13 protein-coding genes are annotated in these 17263 nt (G+C 73.8%); 7 read left to right on the top strand and 6 right to left on the bottom strand.

Annotated elements, in window-relative coordinates:
• The first annotated feature begins 35 nt into the window (after window positions 1-35).
• Together CRP51_RS09135 and CRP51_RS09130 are read left to right on the top strand one after the other, a co-directional pair.
• Window positions 36-746 carry a ThuA domain-containing protein gene (locus CRP51_RS09135; RefSeq protein ID WP_097230533.1) on the top strand — a complete coding sequence of 237 codons (711 nt, stop codon included), beginning with the start codon at window positions 36-38 and terminating at the stop codon, window positions 744-746.
• Window positions 747-876: 130 nt separating this feature from the next.
• Window positions 877-3354, top strand: coding sequence for a PQQ-dependent sugar dehydrogenase (locus CRP51_RS09130; protein WP_245880462.1), 2478 nt, complete (start codon window positions 877-879; stop codon window positions 3352-3354).
• Window positions 3355-3429: 75 nt separating this feature from the next.
• Here the strand turns inward: CRP51_RS09130 and CRP51_RS09125 are convergent, their stop codons facing one another.
• Together CRP51_RS09125 and CRP51_RS09120 are read right to left on the bottom strand one after the other, a co-directional pair.
• Entirely contained in the window at window positions 3430-4614 is a 1185-nt protein-coding gene (locus CRP51_RS09125; protein WP_245880461.1) for a Gfo/Idh/MocA family protein, read from the bottom strand.
• Entirely contained in the window at window positions 4611-5387 is a 777-nt protein-coding gene (locus tag CRP51_RS09120) for a ThuA domain-containing protein (protein WP_097230532.1), read from the bottom strand. Before CRP51_RS09120 ends, CRP51_RS09125 begins: the two co-directional genes overlap by 4 nt.
• A 235-nt stretch (window positions 5388-5622) precedes the next feature.
• Here CRP51_RS09120 and CRP51_RS09115 point away from each other — a divergent pair, with 235 nt between their 5' ends.
• A complete protein-coding gene (locus CRP51_RS09115; RefSeq protein WP_097230531.1) occupies window positions 5623-6663 on the top strand; it encodes a LacI family DNA-binding transcriptional regulator in 1041 nt (346 codons plus the stop codon).
• A gap of 36 nt (window positions 6664-6699) precedes the next feature.
• Entirely contained in the window at window positions 6700-7620 is a 921-nt protein-coding gene (locus tag CRP51_RS09110; RefSeq protein ID WP_097230656.1) for an arginase family protein, read from the top strand.
• On the opposite strand, the gene CRP51_RS09105 is transcribed toward CRP51_RS09110, so the two are convergent.
• Window positions 7610-8050 (bottom strand): YybH family protein, encoded by a 441-nt coding sequence (locus CRP51_RS09105; RefSeq protein WP_097230530.1) that lies wholly within the window; start codon window positions 8048-8050, stop codon window positions 7610-7612. The genes CRP51_RS09110 and CRP51_RS09105 overlap by 11 nt on opposite strands.
• A 25-nt stretch (window positions 8051-8075) precedes the next feature.
• Here CRP51_RS09105 and CRP51_RS09100 point away from each other — a divergent pair, with 25 nt between their 5' ends.
• On the top strand, window positions 8076-8450 hold the full coding sequence (locus tag CRP51_RS09100) for a winged helix-turn-helix transcriptional regulator (RefSeq protein ID WP_245880460.1): 375 nt from the start codon (window positions 8076-8078) through the stop codon (window positions 8448-8450).
• 115 nt (window positions 8451-8565) lie between these two features.
• Here CRP51_RS09100 and CRP51_RS09095 read toward each other — a convergent pair whose 3' ends face one another.
• Window positions 8566-11073, bottom strand: a complete 2508-nt coding sequence (locus CRP51_RS09095) for a serine/threonine-protein kinase (RefSeq protein ID WP_141514570.1) — start codon at window positions 11071-11073, stop codon at window positions 8566-8568.
• 486 nt (window positions 11074-11559) lie between these two features.
• On the opposite strand from CRP51_RS09095, the gene CRP51_RS09090 reads away from it, so the two are divergent.
• Together CRP51_RS09090 and CRP51_RS09080 are read left to right on the top strand one after the other, a co-directional pair.
• The gene (locus tag CRP51_RS09090; RefSeq protein ID WP_245880479.1) at window positions 11560-12144 is read left to right on the top strand and encodes a Maf family protein; all 585 of its coding nucleotides are present in this window, start codon (window positions 11560-11562) and stop codon (window positions 12142-12144) included.
• 721 nt (window positions 12145-12865) lie between these two features.
• Window positions 12866-14644: an acetyl/propionyl/methylcrotonyl-CoA carboxylase subunit alpha gene (locus tag CRP51_RS09080; RefSeq protein WP_097230526.1), complete on the top strand. Its 1779-nt coding sequence runs from the start codon at window positions 12866-12868 to the stop codon at window positions 14642-14644.
• Between the two features lie 79 nt (window positions 14645-14723).
• Here the strand turns inward: CRP51_RS09080 and CRP51_RS09075 are convergent, their stop codons facing one another.
• Together CRP51_RS09075 and CRP51_RS09070 are read right to left on the bottom strand one after the other, a co-directional pair.
• Window positions 14724-15626, bottom strand: coding sequence for a DeoR/GlpR family DNA-binding transcription regulator (locus tag CRP51_RS09075; RefSeq protein WP_439333141.1), 903 nt, complete (start codon window positions 15624-15626; stop codon window positions 14724-14726).
• 169 nt (window positions 15627-15795) lie between these two features.
• Window positions 15796-17235, bottom strand: coding sequence for an NAD(P)H-quinone dehydrogenase (locus CRP51_RS09070; protein WP_097230524.1), 1440 nt, complete (start codon window positions 17233-17235; stop codon window positions 15796-15798).
• Window positions 17236-17263: the final 28 nt, after the last annotated feature.

Below are 17263 nucleotides of genomic sequence, written 5' to 3'. Positions count from 1 at the left end.
CCGGCGGGTGACACGGCGGAAGGAGCGGGGACCCTATGGCTCCCGTAAGGCGGCAGGCGCTGGTGGTCAGGGGCGGGTGGCGGGGCCACCGGCCCAGGGAGTCGACCAACCTCTTTCTGCCGTTCCTCGCCGCCCACGGCTTCCAGACACTCGTCGAGGAGTCGCTGGAGGTCTACGAGGACGAGAAACTGCTCACCGCGACCGACCTGATCGTCCAGTGCTGGACCGGCGGGGACATCACCGCCGCCGAGAGCGCCGGGCTCGCCGCCGCCGTCCGGGCCGGCACCGGACTCGCCGGCTGGCACGGCGGCATCGTCGACGCCTTCCGCGACGACCCCGGCTACGCGCTGCTGGTCGGCGGCCAACGCGTGCGGGACGTGCCCGCGCCGACCGACCAACGCGTCACCCCGACCCCCGACCACGCCGACCACCCCGTGCTGTCCGGCACGGGCGCCTTCGACGTGCCGTCCGCCCCCTACTGGGTGCACGGTGACCCGCTCAACGACGTGCTGGCCACCGTGACGTTCGATGCCGACGAGACGCGACGGCGCCCCGTGGCCGTTCCCGCCGTGTGGACCAGGCGCTGGGGACGCGGCCGGGTCTTCGTCTCCACCGTCGGCCACGGCCCGGACGAGCTGCGCAGCCCACCGGTGCGCGGTCTCGTCGAGCGGGGGCTGCTGTGGGCCGCGCGGTCCACGGAACCCCGAGGCGACACGTCGGCCGTCCGTCCCCCGGGCCCCTGCTGACCCCGCCCTCTCCCGCGCCCCTCCCAACAGCCCTCTCCCCGCCCTCTCTCCCCGCCGTCTCCCAACCCCACCCCGACGAGACCCGCCCCACCCCCCATGTGAGACCAGATCCCCCCTGCGAGGAGCCGTGTTGAAAGCCGCAGTTCAGCAATTCCTCAGATCGACGGCGACGCGGGTCGGCGCCGTCGTGGTCACGCTGGCGCTCGGCGCCGGCCTCAGTGCCGGGCTGACCGCCGGCAGTGCCGCCGCCCACCCCGGGCACGACCACGAGACGAGCCCGGAGCCGCTGGAGGAGGGCTTCGAGAAGGTCACCCTCGACGACAACACCAGCAACCCGATGGAGTTGGGCATCGCCGACGACGGACGGGTCTTCTACGTCGACCGCAACGGTGACGTGAAGCTCGTCAGCCCGGACGGCATCGTCTCCACCGCCGGCACCGTCCCGGTTTACGTGGGCCAGGAGTTCGGCCTGCTCGGCCTCGCCCTCGACCCGGACTTCACCGACAACGGCTGGCTCTACCTGTACTACTCGCCCGCCGGGACCGAACAGGTCGACCGCGTCTCGCGGTTCACCGTCGAGGGCGACACCCTCGACATGGAAAGCGAGCAGGTCCTGCTCACCGTGGAGACGCAGCGGCAGGAGTGCTGCCACGCGGGCGGCTCGCTGGAGTTCGACACGCAGGGGAACCTGTACATCGCGACCGGCGACAACACCAACCCGTTCGCCTCCGACGGCTACACCCCGATCGACGAGCGCGACGACCGCGCCGCCTGGGACGCGCAGCGCACCTCGGCCAACAGCGACTCGCTGAACGGCAAGATCCTGCGCATCACCCCGCAGGACGACGGGAGTTACACCGTTCCGGAGGGCAACCTCTTCGCCGAGGGCACCGAGAACGCCCGCGCGGAGATCTACGCGATGGGCTTCCGCAACCCCTTCCGGATCGGCGTCGACCCGAACACCGACGGGCTCTACGTCGCCGACTACGGCCCCGACGCGGGCGCGGCGAACGAGGAGCGCGGCCCCGACGGCCGGGTGGAGTGGAACATCGTCGACGAGCCCGGCTTCTACGGCTGGCCCTACTGCGTCGGCGAGAACACCCCCTACGTCGACTACGACTTCGCCTCCGGCACCTCGGGCGAGGCGTTCGACTGCGCGGCGCCGGTCAACGACTCGCCGCACAACACCGGGCTCACCGAGCTGCCGCCGGCGATCGGGGCGGAGCTGTGGATGGGCAAGGCATCCACCAACACGCCCGAGATCGGCGGCAGCGGCGCGCCCATGACCTCCGGCGCCTACGCCTACGACCCGGACCTGGAGTCGGACCGCAAGTGGCCCGAGGAGTACGACGGTTCCGTGGTCTTCGCCGACTGGAACGACAGCCGGATGTTCTCGCTGGGGATCAGCGAGGACCGGACCGAGGTCACGAGCGTCACCAGGTTCCTGGAGGACCTGGACTTCAACCGGCCGCACGCCCTGCGGTTCGGCCCGGACGGCGCGCTGTACGTGATCGAGTGGGGCAGCGGCTTCGGCGGCGACAACACCGACTCGGGCGTCTACCGGGTCGACTACACCGACGGCAACCGCTACCCGATCGCCAAGCTGACCGCCGACCGCACCTCGGGACCCGCGCCGCTCGAGGTGAACTTCGACTCCGCCGGCTCCAGCGACCCGGAGGGCACCGAGCTGACCTACGCCTGGGACTTCGACGGCGACGGCACCGTGGACTCCACCGAGCCCGCCGGCTCGTTCACCTACCCCGAGCCGGGCGGCTACACGGCCCGGCTCACGGTGACCGACGCGGACGGCGCCAGCGCCAACTCGGCGGTGGAGATCGTCTCCGGCAACACCGCGCCGGAGATCACCGTCAACTCGCCGGAGAACGGCGGGTTCTTCGACTTCGGCGACACCCTCGCCTACGACGTGACGGTCACCGACGCGGAGGACGGCGAGATCGACTGCGAGCAGGTCGTGCTCCAGCCCGCGCTCGGCCACGACGAGCACGCGCACGGCCACGACCTGCACTACGGCTGCTCCGGCGAGTTCCCGCTGCACGGGGACGAGGGCCACATCGGCGCCAACATCTTCGGCACCGTGACCGTCACCTACACCGACCAGGGCAACGGTGACGCGCCGGCGCTGACCACCCAGGAGGTGCTGGTCTTCCAGCCCAAGCACCGCGAGGCCGAGCACTTCGACACCACCGGGCGGCTGGAGTCGGCCGGCGGCGGGGGCGACCCGGGCGTCGCCGTCGAGGAGACCGGCGACACGGCGGGCGGCGGCCAGAACATCGCCTACATCGAGGACGGCGACTGGTGGGCCTGGGACCCGACCCACCTGACCGGCATCGACGAGATCGGGCTGCGCGCCGCGACCAACGCGCGGGGCGCGACGGTCGAGGTCCGCACCGGGGACCCGGACAGCGGGCCGACGGTGGCCGCCTTCGAGCTGGAGTCCACCGGGGACTGGCAGGTCTACCAGGACTTCACCGCCCCGGTCGACGCCTCGGCGGTGACCGGCTCCGAGCCGCTGTACTTCGTCAAGACCAGCGGTGAACTCAACGTCAACTGGGTCGAGTTCATCGGCCAGGGGATCACCCAGCCGTAACGGTCCCCGTTTCCCCGCCGCGCACGCCGCCCGTCCCGTCGTCCGGGGCGGGCGGCGTCCGTCCGCCGCCGCGCGTCAGGGGACCCGGCCGTTCCACGCGGCCAGGCGGGGGCGTTCGAGGTCGGAGGCGGTGGCGAGGGCCGACTCCAGGGCGTCGGCGAGGAGCGCGTCGACGGCGATCCGGCGGTCGCGTTCCGCCGACTCGACGGCGGCGACGACCATCGCGAGGGTGCGCAGGTTCTGGTGGACCTCGCCCAGCGGGGTGCGGCCGGTGCGCAGCGCCGCGACGAACTCCGCGAGCGCGCCGGCGATGCCCCTGCCGTATCCGGCCTCCGGCGGCCCGGTCTGGGCGGCGGCGTCGGTTTCGGTTTCGGTTTCGGTTTCGGTCTCGAACCTGGCCGGCCCCGAGCCGTCCCAGAGCGCGCCGCCGTGCTCGCCGCTCAGCCGCCAACGGCCGTTCCACGAGGTCTCCACGCCGGGCGAGCACCAGCTGCCGGTGTAGACATAGCGCGCCCCGCCCGTCATCTCGAAGACGGCGGTGGCGGCCGCGTCGCCCGCGTACCAGCTCCAGGCGGGGTTGAACGACTCGCAGCGCACCGAGACCGGCTCCGCGTCCAGCAGCCAGCGCGCCGTGTCGAACGCGTGGATCGCCATGTCCACCAGCAGCGGCTGGGCCATCGCGTCGCGAAAGCCGCCGAACCGGGGCGCGACATAGAACTCGGTGCTGGCCACCCCGACCCGGCCCAGGCGGGGCAACGCGGCGCGCAGCGCGTGGAGTTCCGGGTGGTAGCGACGGGACTGGCTGACCATGAACAACTGGCCGGCCGCCTCGGCCGCCGCCGCCAGCCGCAGCCCCTCGGGCAGCGTCGGCGCCAGCGGCTTCTCGCCAAGCACGGGCAGCCCCAGCGCCAACGCCCGTAGGGTGACCGGGAGATGGGCCTCCGGCACGGTCACGTCGATCACCGCGTCGGGCGCGCAGCCGGCGGCGATCTCGGTCAACTCCGTCCCGACGGGCACCCGTTCGTCGTGGCCCGTCGCGGCCAGCGCCTCGGCCGCCCGGTCGGTGTCCAGGTCGACCACGCCGGCCAGCGCGACGGCGTCCGACTCCCGCACGGCGCGCAGCCAGGCGCGGCCCATCCCGCCGGCGCCGACCACCAGCACCCGCAGCGGCGCGCCGTCTCCCGGCACGGTCGCGAAGCCGGCGTCCGCGCCGTCGCCTCCGTTCGCGATGCCGGCGTCCGCGCCGTGGCCCGCGTTCACGCCGCGCCGCCCGTGTGCTCGAACCAGCCGGACTCGACATGGGTCAGCCGGGGCTGCTCGCGGTCGGTCGCGGGGGCCGCCCAGGCGACCGCGTTGGCGATCACCCGCCGCACATGGGGGTGGTGGTAGACGGGATACTCCTGGTCGCCTGGGCTGAAGTAGAAGATCCGCCCCTTGCCGCGCCGGAACGCGCAGCCGCTGCGGAAGACCTCGCCGCCGTCGAAGGAGCTGACGAAGACCAGCTCCTCGGGTTCGGGTATGTCGAAGAACTCGCCGTAGGTCTCCTGTTCCTCGATCACCAGCGGGTGCGGCACCCCGGCGGCCACCGGATGCGTCGGGTCGACCGTCCAGACCAGCTCGCGCTCGGCCGCGTTCCGCCAGCGCAGCGTGCAGGAGGTGCCCATCAACCGGCGGAAGATCTTGGAGAGATGGCCCGAGTGGAGCACCACGAGCCCCATCCCGGCGAGCACCCCGCGGTGCACGCGGCCCACCACCGCGTCGGAGACCTCCCGGTGCGCCAGGTTCCCCCACCAGGTCAGCACGTCCGTCGCGGCCAGCGCCTCCTCCGTCAGCCCGTGGTCCGGCTCGTCCAGCTCCGCGGTGCGCACCAGGACGCGTTCGCCCAGGTGCTGCTCGACGGCCTCGGCGACGGCGCCGCCCATGCCGCGCGGGTAGCGCTTGGCGACCTCGGGGTCCAGCCGCTCGGCGCGGCCCTCGCACCAGACGGTGACCCGCAGCGGAGGGGGCGGTGGGGGCGCGGACGGGAACGGCATGGTGCCCTCCTGGACGACAGGCTGCGGCGGGCGGTTTCGCAAAGAACCGGTAGGGAAGCTAGAAGCCGCCACGGAGGGCGTCAACCCGGTTCCGGAGACGCGGCGGGAAACGGAACGGCGCGTTCACTCCACGCGACCGCCATATCCGTGGAGAGCTACGGCCCCACGGTGAGGGCTCCGCGCCCGAGCGGACTACAGTGACTCGAAAAGTGTCGGGAAAGCAGAGAATGGACCCGTGACCGAGAGCAGGACGTCCCGCCCCACCCTGGCCCACATCGCCGAGACGGCCGGGGTCTCCGTCTCGACCGTCTCCAAGGTTCTCAACGGTCGGGACGACGTCTCGCGCGACACCAGGGCCAAGGTCGACTCGGCGCTGCGCCACCACCACTACGTGCGGCGCGGCACCCCCGCCCCCGACGCCGGCGTGCGCACCGTGGACCTGGTGCTGAGCGGCCTCGACGGTTCCTGGCCGGCGAGTGTCGCCAGCGGGATGGAGGCCGCCGCCTACCAGGCGGGGGTGCACGTGGCGATCTCCGTGGCCCGCTCCTCGGCCTCGGCGACCAACCACCGCGCGCAGGACTGGGTCGACCGGGTGCTGGAACGCGGCAGCGCGGGCGTGGTGCTCGGGCTGATCGAGCCGACCCGCGACCAGTTGGGGCGGCTGACCCAGGCGCGGGTGCCCTGCGTGGTGATCGACCCGCTGAGCGACCCGGCGCCGGACGTGCTCTCCGTCGGCACCACCAACTGGGCCGGCGCCTACGAGGCCACGACGCATCTGCTGCAACGCGGCCACCGCCGGATCGCCCTGGTCACGGGCCCGCCGCAGCACCTCTACTCCCGGGCCAGGACGGCGGGTTACCGCTCGGCGCTGGCGGCGGCCGGCATCGAGACGGAGCCGACGCTGGTCCGTGACGGCACCTACGACCGGGCGAGCGGCGCGGAGCAGGTGCGGGCGCTGCTTCAGCTCCCCTCGCCGCCGACCGCGCTGTTCATCTGCTCCGACCACATGGCGATCGGCGGCTACGAGGCGCTGGCGGGCGCCGGGTTGCGGGTTCCCGAGGACGTGAGCGTCGTCGGCTTCGACGACCTGCCGGAGGCCCGTTGGGTGGCGCCGGCGCTGACCACGGTCCGCCAGCCGCTCAAGGAGATGGGCGGCAGCGCGCTGCGCACCCTGGTGCGGCTGATGAACGGCGAGGAGTTGGAGAGCCCGCGCGTCGAACTGGCGACCACGCTGGTGGTCAGGGACAGCGTCGCCGCGCCCCGCACCGAACGTTAGTGCGAACGGCGGCGTCCCTCCCGTACCATGGCGGCCATGCGCCGCCTCGTGCTTCTCGACGCCCCGTCCAACCTGGGCCTGCGCCCGCCCGCCGAGGGCGCGGTGCCCGGCTGCTACAAGCTCGCCGGCGCGCTGCGCGAACAGCGGCTGCTGGCGCGGCTGTCCGCCGCCGAGGGCGGCGTCGTCGTCCCCCCGCGCTACCACCGGGGCGACTGGCGCCCCGGTGACGGCGTCTTCCACGCCGAGGCCATCGCCGACTACAGCCGCCGCCTCGCCGACCGGGTCGAGGGGCATGTGCGGGCCGGCGAGTTCCCCGTGGTGCTCGGCGGGGACTGCTCGATCCAGCTCGGCTGCTCCCTGGCGCTGCGCCGGATCGGACGCTTCGGGCTGGCCGCCGTCGACGGCTCCGCCGACTTCCGGCACCCGGGGAACGCGGAGCACGTGGGCGCCGCCGGCGGCGAGGAGCTGGCGCTGGCCACCGGGCGCGGCCAGCGCGACCTGACCGACATGGAGGGGCTGCGGCCCTACCTCCGGGAGGAGGACGTGCGGGTCTTCGGCATCCGCGCGTACGACACGGAACGGGCGGAGTTGGCCGAGGCCGGCATCGTCGCCGCGACCGCCGACGAGATCCGGGGCTGGGGCGCGGAGCTGCCGGCCCGCGCCCGCTCCGGGCTCGCGGACGCCCCCACGGACGGCTTCTGGCTCCACCTCGACGCCGACGTGCTGGACCCGACGGTGATGCCGGCGGTGGACGCCCCCGATCCAGGCGGGCTCCTGCCCGACGAACTGGCCGCGCTGCTGGGCGCGTTGCTCGCCTCGCCGCGCTGCGTCGGCCTCAACCTGACGATCTACGACCCGGACCTGGACCCCGACGGCAGCGGCGCCGCGCTCCTCGCCGACCTGCTGGTCGGCGCCCTGTCGGGCGACGCCGCGCCGGGCGACGCCCTCAACGCCTGAAGCCGCCGCCGCCCATGGGGTTGTCGATCACGTAACGCCACACCCCGTCGGCGCCGCGCCTGGCCACGTCCGTGGCGGTGCCGCCGACGTCGCCGCCGGCCAACTCCCAGTCGACGATGAGCAGCGCGGTGTCACCGACCACGGTGACGCTGCGCGGCCGCACCTCGATCGGCCGACGCAGCGCGAGAAAGGCGGCGTTGGCCTCGGCGATCTCGTCCGCTCCCCTCGCCACGCGACCCTCGGGAGTGACGAACGCGGCCTCCTCCGCGTACTTCCCGGCCACGGCGGCGGCGCGGTCCGGCCCGTTGAACCGCGCGGCGAAGGCCGCGGGCAGTTCCTCCGCCGACCTCGCCTCCGGCGGTGTGCCCTCGCTAGCGTGGGGCTGTCCTTTCGCTCGTTCCGACTCGTTCTCGCTCTCGTGTCCGCTCATGGCGGCGAGGTTAGGAGGCCCGCTCGTGACTCACCCAACGGTGCGCCACCGCCCCGGCCTTCCCGACGACACGCGCGCCGCCGTGACGCGCCCCAGCACGGACTGCCCGGTCGAGATCACGCTGGCCGCGCTGCGCGGCCGCTGGACGACGCTGCTGGTGCGTGAACTTCTCGCGGCGGAACGACCGTTGTCCTACCGGGAGTTGGCGACCGCGCTGCCCTCGCTCTCCGACAAGGTCCTCACGGACCGGCTCCGCCAGCTCGTCGAGGCCGGCGTCGCGGAACGCCACCGCAGCGCGGGGTGGCCGCCGGCCGTCCACTACCGCCTGACCCCCCGGGGCCACGCCCTGGGCCCCGTCCTCCAGTCCCTCTGGGACTGGGGAGCGGCCACCCGGGCGTAGTGACCACCGGCGTCGACAGCGCTCGTGGGCGACACGCCCCGCCGTCCCGCCGGTCGGGCCCGCCACCGACGGCGGCCGCCCGCCCGCGGCTCCCCGGGGTCGGCACGGACCTCGGCTACCCGGGGTCGGCACCGCCCGTGTCCAGCATGGTCAGCACCGGGTCCTGCGGGCTGGACGCGCCGGTGAAGGCCAGAACCAGACGGTCCCCGATCCGCGCGCTCAGCACCTCGGGCCCGGTGTTCTCCAGGAGGGCGCGCTGGGTCTCGTCGAGGGTGGTCCGGTGGCTGGGAGTGGCGGTCTCGTTCTCGGTGTACACAGTGGCCGGCAGCTGTTCGCCGTCGGCGAGGATCTCCACCTCCGTCTCAGTGCCGCCCAGCAGCCGCACCCGCTCGGCGCCCGAGCGGAACACCCGCCACAGCTCGGTCCCGTCGGTGAGGTCCACCGCGACGACCCCGTCGCTGGTGGCGCCGGCCACGTCGTCCCCCGGGGCCTGCGGAAGGTAGAGGGTGTCGCCGCGGAGCAGCACGCTGTCGGGCGGCGACACGGTGGCGAAGTCCTCGTTCAACTGGCGTTCCGCGAACGGTCCGACGGTGATCGGGAGCAGCGCACCGGTGTCGGCGGACAGCGTGTGCAGCACCGCCTCACCCGTCAGCGGCTGGCAGCCGACCACCAGGTGGTCGCCGTTGGTGGTGAGCAGGGCGCTGGTCGGGACGTCGGTGGAGTGCACGCAGCCGGTCAGCTCGGCCGACCGCGCTGGTGCGCCGGACTCGCCATCCAGGGACAGCAGTTGGGGAACCTCGGCACCGTCGCAGGCGCCGACCGCGTAGACCCGGTCCCGCATGGCGAGCGCCTCGCCGACCAGCGCGCAGCCGTCGGCCTCCGGCGCTCCGTCGTACGCGGTGCGCCACCGGGTCTCCCCGGTGGCCAGGTCGGCGACCAGCAGGTCGGTGGGGCCGAAGTCGATGTCCTGGTCGGGGTCCCCCTCGCCGTAGGGGGCGGTGACGAAGCCGTCGCCGATGGACAGCGCCTGCCCGTTGAGCGGAGTCGGCGCGCCGGTCATGCCCTCGTCGCGCAGCGGGGTCGGCTCCGCCCACCGGGCCTCGCCGGTGGTCAGGTCGATGGTCTGGAGCCGGTCGCACCGCTCCATGGTTCCCGCCGTGCCGCGAGCGCTCTCGTAGGCCACCGCGCCGACGCCGTCCGAGGTGCCGGGGGTCATGTTGCAGAGCCGGCCGTCCTCCGGGGTCCGCCAGGTCCACAGGCGTTCGCCGGTCGCCGGGTCGACGGCGGCCAGGCCGCCGTGCGAGGTGCCGACGACCACGCTGGACTCGGTGGACCACAGCCCGACGAAGTCGCCGAAGTCGTCGTCGGTGTCCACCACGTCGGCGACAGTCAGACCCCAGTCGAAGCCGAATGTGCCGGCGGCCGCGTCGCGGTCACTGCCCGGCGCCCGCTGTTCCCCCTCTCCGCCCCGGTCGCCGGGGGACGCGGTGGTCGAGGAGTCGTCCGAGTCACCCAGCAGCAGGACGAGGGTGGCGACGAGCGCCAGGCTGAGTACGCCGGCCACGCCGACGAACCAGGTCCGCCGGATCGGCCGCCGGCCGCTCGACGCGGTCGGCGGGGTCGGCGGCGGCGGGGGAGCGGCCGGCGGCGCGGGCACGGTGGGCAACGCGGCTCCGGCCGGCGGGGTGGCGGGTGCTCCGGCCGGTGGCGGCGGGGTGGCGGGCAGGGGCGGCGGAGACTCGGCGGCCGGCTCCAGGCGCGCCAACAGGGCAGCTGCGGTGGGCCGTTCAGCAGGCTCCTTGGCCAGACATTCGGCGATCAGCGCCCGCAGCCCGGGGTCCTGGACAGCCGACAGGTCCGGCGTCTCCCGCACGATCCGCTGGTAGGCGGTGGCCCGCTCGAAGGCGCTGGTCCGGCCCTGGCCCGTGTCGAAGCCGAAGGGCGTCCGGCCGGTCGTCGCGAAGTGCAGCACAGCGCCCAGGGCGTACAGGTCGGCGGCCGGCCCCGCCGGCTCGCCGAGCACTGACTCCGGGCAAAGGTAGTCCGGGTCGCCCAGCGCCGCCTCGTCCGGGGCGCCGCCGGGCCCACCCGGGTGCCGCGCGTGGGCGATGCCGATGTCGGTCAGCCGAAGGCCGTCCGGCGTCAGCAGCACGTTCGACGGCCGGAGCGCGCCGTGCGGCACGCCGGCCGCGTGCGCCGAGGCCAGCGCGGCGGTCAGCTCGACCACCGCCTGCCAGCCGGCTTCCGGGGTCAACGGGCCCCGCTGGCGCACGATTCGCGCCAGGGAGTGGGCGTCGTGGAAGGCACTGGCGAGCCACGGCGCCGGCCCGTCGAGGTCCGCGTCGTGGACGGGTACGACGCGTGTCCCCTCGATGTTCTCCGCGGCGGTCAGCGCGGCCCGCAGCCGGTCGACGAAGGCCGGGTCGGCGGCGAACCGGTGGGATATCGCACGGACCGCGAGGAGCCGGGCGTCTGGTCCCTGCCCCAGATAGAGCTGGCCCAGACCGCCGCCCGTGCCAAGCCGGCCCAACAGTCGGTAGGGACCGATCCGTTCGGGGTCATCGGCGGCGAGGGGGCCCGCGTCCGACCGTTCCGTCAACGACATGTGCCAGCCTCCGTCCACCCCCGTCTCCCAGCTGGATCAGGGACCCCGATCCTGGGGAACCAGGGCGAACGGCTCGCGAACTTTTCTCCTCAGCGGTGTAACAGCCGCCGCCCGGAAGCCGTCAACTCGACGACCCGCCGGGCGGGTTCACCGGCCGGGGGCCGGTCAACGGCGGGTCAGCCGGAACGCGGCGGGCAACCCGCCCGAGAGCCGCACGGTTCGCTCCGGGTGGCGGACCAGCCGGGCCCGGACGAGCGACAGGGCCGGCGGCCGGTGCCGGCGGACGCGGCCGGCTCGTCGGCACTGCCGGTGCGGCACCGCAGCCGCCCATCGACGCAGCGGGGGCGCGAGGAACCGCGCGAGCGACCCGCCGCCGGGGCAAGGACGACAGACCACCGCGCCACGCCGGCACGGACGTCGCCCCGTTACCCTCCCCTCGTGGAGAACGACAGCGAACGGCAGAACGGCACCGCGCCCACCCAGAGCCCGCCGCCGAGGCGGCTCGTGTTGGCGTCCCAGTCGCCCGCCCGGCTGGGGCTGCTGCGGCAGGCCGGCATCGTCCCGGACGTGATCGTCAGCGGCGTCGACGAGGAGGCGCTGCGCGCCGACGGGCCCGAGGCGTTGGCGCGGGTGCTGGCCGAGGCCAAGGCGGACGCGGTCGCCGCCCGGCCGGAGGCCGCCGGCGCGCTCGTCGTCGGCTGCGACTCCGTGTTGGACATCGACGGCGTCGCCCTGGGCAAGCCGGCGGACGCCGAGGAGGCGACCGCCAGGTGGAAGGCGATGCGCGGCCGGGACGGCGTGCTGCGCACCGGACACTGCCTGGTCGACACGGCCACCGGCCACCGGGCGTCGGCCGTCGCCTCCACCACGGTGCACTTCGGCGAGCCCTCAGACGCGGAGATCGCCGCCTACGTGGCCAGCGGCGAACCCCTGCACGTCGCCGGCGCGTTCACCCTGGACGGCAGGTCGGCGCCGTTCGTCGACGGGATCACGGGGGACCCCGGCACCGTCATCGGGCTCTCCCTGCCGCTGCTGCGGCGCCTGCTGGCCGACGCCGGGATCGCCGTCACCGACCTGTGGGCGGACTGAGCGGGCGCCCGCCGGGCCCTCGGCCGGGTAGAGCAGCAGGCTCGCCACCAACAGCCCGAAGACCACCATCAGCAGGCCGAACGCCGGCCAGCCGACCAGTCCGACGGCCAGCGCGCCCAGCAGCAGTTGGAGCGCGGCGGCGCCCACCAGCGCCGCCCGCGCCACCCGCCCCGGCGACCGGTCCCGGAGCGCGGCGCGCCCCAACACCCCGCCGCAGCACAGCAGGAACGCCGCCAGCAGCGCGCCCCCGCCCCACGCCCCCAGGCTGAGCGCGTCGGAGGAGAGCCCGCCGATCGACATCGACTGACGGTCGGCCGCCAGCCCGAGTACCCAGTGCAGCAGACCGAGGCCCACCGCCATCACCACGACCACCACGGCGGCCGCCGCCGTCACGCTTCGTCTTCCTCGGTGCACGCCGCGCACGCTACTGCCGGGTAGAGCGGCCGACAAGGTCCCGCGCGACGGCAAAGAATCCGGCCAACCGTTATGGAGTTCCCACAACACCCGTGGCCACGGGGCCCTGACCTCGGGCGCGCTGCAACTCCCTGCGAAATCCGCCCCTGATCTTCGCGGATACGGCGCGTACCTTGGTATAGCAAGCTTGTACGCGCTCTTGTTCGCTGCCCCTCACCGTCCGTGTGGGCAGGGTCACCCCTGTGGGCGACTCGTTGCGCGGTGTCGCCAGTACCTAAAATCGCTTTGTTCCAAGGAGGGAGCCATCGTGCGTAAGGTGCTCATCGCCAATCGTGGCGAAATCGCCGTGCGGGTCGCCCGTGCCTGCCGCGACGCAGGCATCGCCAGCGTGGCCGTCTACGCCGAGCCGGATCGGGACGCGCTGCATGTCCGGGCGACCGACGAGGCGTTCGCACTCGGCGGTGACACGCCGGCGACCAGCTATCTGGACTTCGACAAGGTGCTGACGGCCGCGGCCCTCTCGGGTGCGGACGCCGTCCACCCGGGCTACGGATTCCTGTCCGAGAACGCCGACTTCGCCCAGGCCGTCCTCGACGCCGGGCTGACCTGGATCGGTCCCTCGCCGGACGCGATCCGTTCGCTGGGCGACAAGGTGGCCGCCCGGCACATCGCGCAGCGCGCCGGAGCGCCCCTGGTCGCCGGCACCAAGGACCCGGTCTCCGGCGCGGAGGAGGTCGTGGAGTTCGCCCGCGAGAACGGCCTGCCGGTCGCCATCAAGGCGGCCTTCGGCGGCGGCGGTCGCGGCCTGAAGGTCGCCCGCACGCTGGAAGAGGTGCCCGAGCTCTACGAGTCGGCGGTGCGCGAGGCGCAGGCCGCGTTCGGGCGGGGCGAGTGCTTCGTCGAGCGCTATCTCGACCGCCCCCGCCACGTCGAGACCCAGTGCCTGGCCGACACCCACGGCAACGTGGTCGTCGTCTCCACCCGCGACTGCTCCCTCCAGCGGCGCCACCAGAAGCTCGTCGAGGAGGCCCCGGCCCCCTATCTGACGGACGCGCAGAACGCCGAGCTGTACGCCGCCTCCAAGGCGATCCTCCGCGAGGCCGGCTATGTCGGCGCCGGCACCTGCGAGTTCCTCGTCGGCCAGGACGGCACGATCTCGTTCCTCGAGGTCAACACCCGCCTCCAGGTGGAGCACCCGGTCACCGAGGAGATCACCGGGCTCGACCTGGTGCGCGAGCAGCTGCGCATCGCGCGCGGCGAGGAGCTGGGGTACGACGACCCGCCGCTGCGCGGGCACTCGATCGAGTTCCGGATCAACGGCGAGGACCCGGGGCGCGGCTTCCTGCCGGCGCCGGGCACGGTGAGCGCGTTCGTGCCGCCGCTGGGCCCCGGCGTGCGGGTGGACACGGGCGTGGAGGCCGGCTCGGTCATCGGCCCGGCGTGGGACTCGATGCTGGCCAAGCTGATCGTCACCGGCGCGAGCCGCCGGCAGGCGCTGGAGCGCGCGGCGCGCGCGCTGGCGGAGTTCCGCGTCGAGGGCATGGCGACCGTGGTGCCGTTCCACCGCACGGTGATCGCGGACCCGGCGTTCGCTCCCGAGGTCAACGGGCGGGAGGGCGAGCCGTTCTCCGTCCACACCCGGTGGATCGAGACCGAGTTCGTGAACGAGCTGCCGCCGTTCAACGCCGTCGGCGACGAGGGCGAGGAGAGCAACGTCCGGGAGACCGTGGTCGTCGAGGTCGGCGGCAAGCGGCTTGAGGTCTCGCTGCCGGCGACGCTGGCGATGCCGCTGGCCCGCGCGGCCGTGGCCGGGGGCGCGCGCCCGGCGCGGCGCAAGGCCGGCAAGCGCGGCGGGGGCGCGGCGCCGACCGGCGACGCGTTGCCCTCGCCGATGCAGGGCACGGTCGTCAAGGTCGCGGTCGAGGAGGGCCAGCACGTCGAGGAGGGCGAGCTGGTCATCGTCCTGGAGGCGATGAAGATGGAGCAGCCGATCAACGCGCACCGCGCGGGCACCGTCGGCGCGCTCAAGGCGGAGGTCGGCGCCTCGCTCTCGGCCGGCGCCGTGATCTGCGAGATCAAGGACTGACCGAGCCTTTCTGGCGACACCGACGCGCCCCCGCCTCGGTCCCGCTGACACGCGGGCCCGGGGCGAGGGGCGGCGGTGGCTATCTGCGCCGGGGCGCCAGGTCCGAGACCCGCTGCCCCATCGGCGGGGTCCCGCCGCCGAGCCCCGGATGGCCCGTCGCGCGCGGCGACGGCAGCGGCAGGTCGCGGCGGACCGGATCGCCGCGTTCGGGCGCGGACTTGACGCCGGGCGCCGTGGGGGCGCCCACCACGGAGACGCGCACCCCCTGCTCGGCGAGCGCCTCCAGCTCCGCGCCGGCCTTCTCCGCCTCCGGCGGCGGCTGGTCGGTGATCAGCTGGCTGATCAGGTCGGTCGGGACCGTCTGGAACGCCGTGTCGGCGCCCAGCTTCGAGTGGTCGGCCAGCACCACCACCTCGGACGCCGCCCGCAGCAGCGCCCGATCCACGCTGGCGGCCAGCATGTTGGAGGTGGAGAGCCCCCGGTCGGCGGTCAGCCCGGAGCCGGAGAGAAAGGCCCGGCTGACCCGCAGCCCCAGCAGCGACTGCTCGGCGCCGCTGCCGACCAACGCGTAGTTGGAACCGCGCAGCGTGCCGCCCGTCATCACCACCTCCACCCGGTTGGCGTGCGCCAACGCCTGGGCCACCAGCAGCGAGTTGGTCACCACGGTCAGCCCGGGAACCCGGGCCAGCCGGCGGGCCAGCTCCTGCGTGGTGGTGCCGGCGCCGACCACGATGGCCTCGCCCTCCCGCACCAGCGAGGCCGCGTGCTCCGCGATGGCGGTCTTCTCCGCCGTCGCGGCCATGGCCCGTTGGGGGAACCCTGACTCCCGGGTGAAGCCCCCCGGGAGGACGGCGCCCCCGTGTCTGCGGTCAAGCAGCCCTTCTGCCTCCAGGGCGCGGACATCGCGCCGGACGGTCACTTCTGAGGTCTGGACGACGCGGGCCAGCTCCCGGAGCGACACGGCTCCGTTGGCGCGCACCATCTCGAGGATCATCTGGCGACGTTCTGCAGCGAACACGGAACCGACAGTAACCCCAACGACCATCTGCTTTCAGCAGGTTGCGAGGATTTATCGAAGTTGTCTATACGCACGCCCCCGGCGTGCTATGCGCCGGGGGCGCACCTCCGTGCTTCCAGCGCCCCGCCTGTGCCTACTGTGCTTCCGCGATTTTTCGTGTATGGAACTGCCGCGCCGCCTCCGCGATAGTGCCGGAAAGCGACGGGTAAACGGTGAACGTTTTTGCGATCTGCTCCACCGTCAAACTGTTGTCCACCGCAATCGCTATCGGGTGAATCAGCTCGCTCGCACGCGGGGAAACCACCACTCCCCCGACCACGATTCCCGTTCCCGGCCGCGCGAACAGCTTCACGAAGCCGTCCCGCACGCCCTGCATCTTCGCCCTCGGGTTGCGCAGCAGCGGCAGCTTCACCACCCGGGCGTCGATGCGCCCCTCGTCCACGTCCTGCTGCGAGTAGCCGACGGTGGCGATCTCCGGGTCGGTGAAGATGTTGCCCGAGACGGTCTTCAGGTCCAGCGGCGCCACCGCGTCGCCCAGGAAGTGGTACATCGCGATCCGGCCCTGCATCGCCGCCACCGAGGCCAACGCGAAGACACCCGTGCAGTCGCCCGCCGCGTAGACCCCGGGGGCCGAGGTGCGGGAGACCCGGTCCACGCAGACGTGCCCCGAGTCGGCGAGCTTCACCCCCGCCTCCTCCAGCCCCATGTCGGAGGTGTTGGGCACCGCGCCCACCGCCATCAGGCAGTGCGTCCCGGACACCGTCCGCCCGTCGGAGAGCGTGATCTCCACCCGGTCGCCGACCCGCTTGACCGACGCCGCGCGCGAACGGGACAGCACGTTCATCCCCCGCCGCCGGAAGACGTCCTCCAGCACCGCCGCCGCGTCCGGGTCCTCCCCCGGCAGCACCCGGTCCCGGGAGGAGACCAGCGTCACCCGCGAACCCAGCGCCTGGTAGGCGCCGGCGAACTCGGCGCCGGTGACGCCCGAGCCGACCACCACCAGCTCCTCCGGCAGCTCGGCCAGGTCGTACACCTGCGTCCAGTTGAGGATGCGCTCCCCGTCCGGCCTGGCGTCCGGGATCTCCCGCGGATGCCCGCCGGTCGCCACCAGCACCCCGTCGGCCACCAGCTCCCGCCGGCCACCGCCGCTCTCCTCCACCGCGACCCGGCGCGTGCCGTCCGGCGCCTGCCCCGGCAGCAGCCGGCCCCGGCCGCGCAGCACGGAGACCCCGGCGCGCTTGACCGACGAGGTGATGTCGTGGGACTGCGCCAGCGCCAGCCGCTTGACCCGCCGGTTGACCACCCCGAGGTCCACCCCGATGCCGCGGACCTCGTCGCCGATGCCGTCCCCGTCGTGGTCGATCTCGATGCCCAGCTCCTCGTGCGAGGAGTCGAAGCTGGTCATCACCTCGGCCGTCGCGATCAGCGTCTTGGACGGCACGCAGTCGGTGAGCACCGAGGCACCGCCCAGGCCGTCCCGGTCGACGACGGTCACCTCCGCGCCCAGTTGCGCCGCCACCAGCGCCGCCTCGTACCCGCCTGGTCCGCCACCAATGATCACGATTCGAGTCACCGTTCCAGTGTCCCGCACGACTCACCTC

This window comes from Streptomyces zhaozhouensis (genome assembly GCF_900230195.1).
Classification (GTDB): Bacteria; Actinomycetota; Actinomycetes; order Streptomycetales; family Streptomycetaceae; genus Streptomyces; species Streptomyces zhaozhouensis.
The sequence above is the reverse complement of the archived record's forward strand: the minus strand, read 5'-3'. Positions and strand labels throughout refer to the sequence as shown.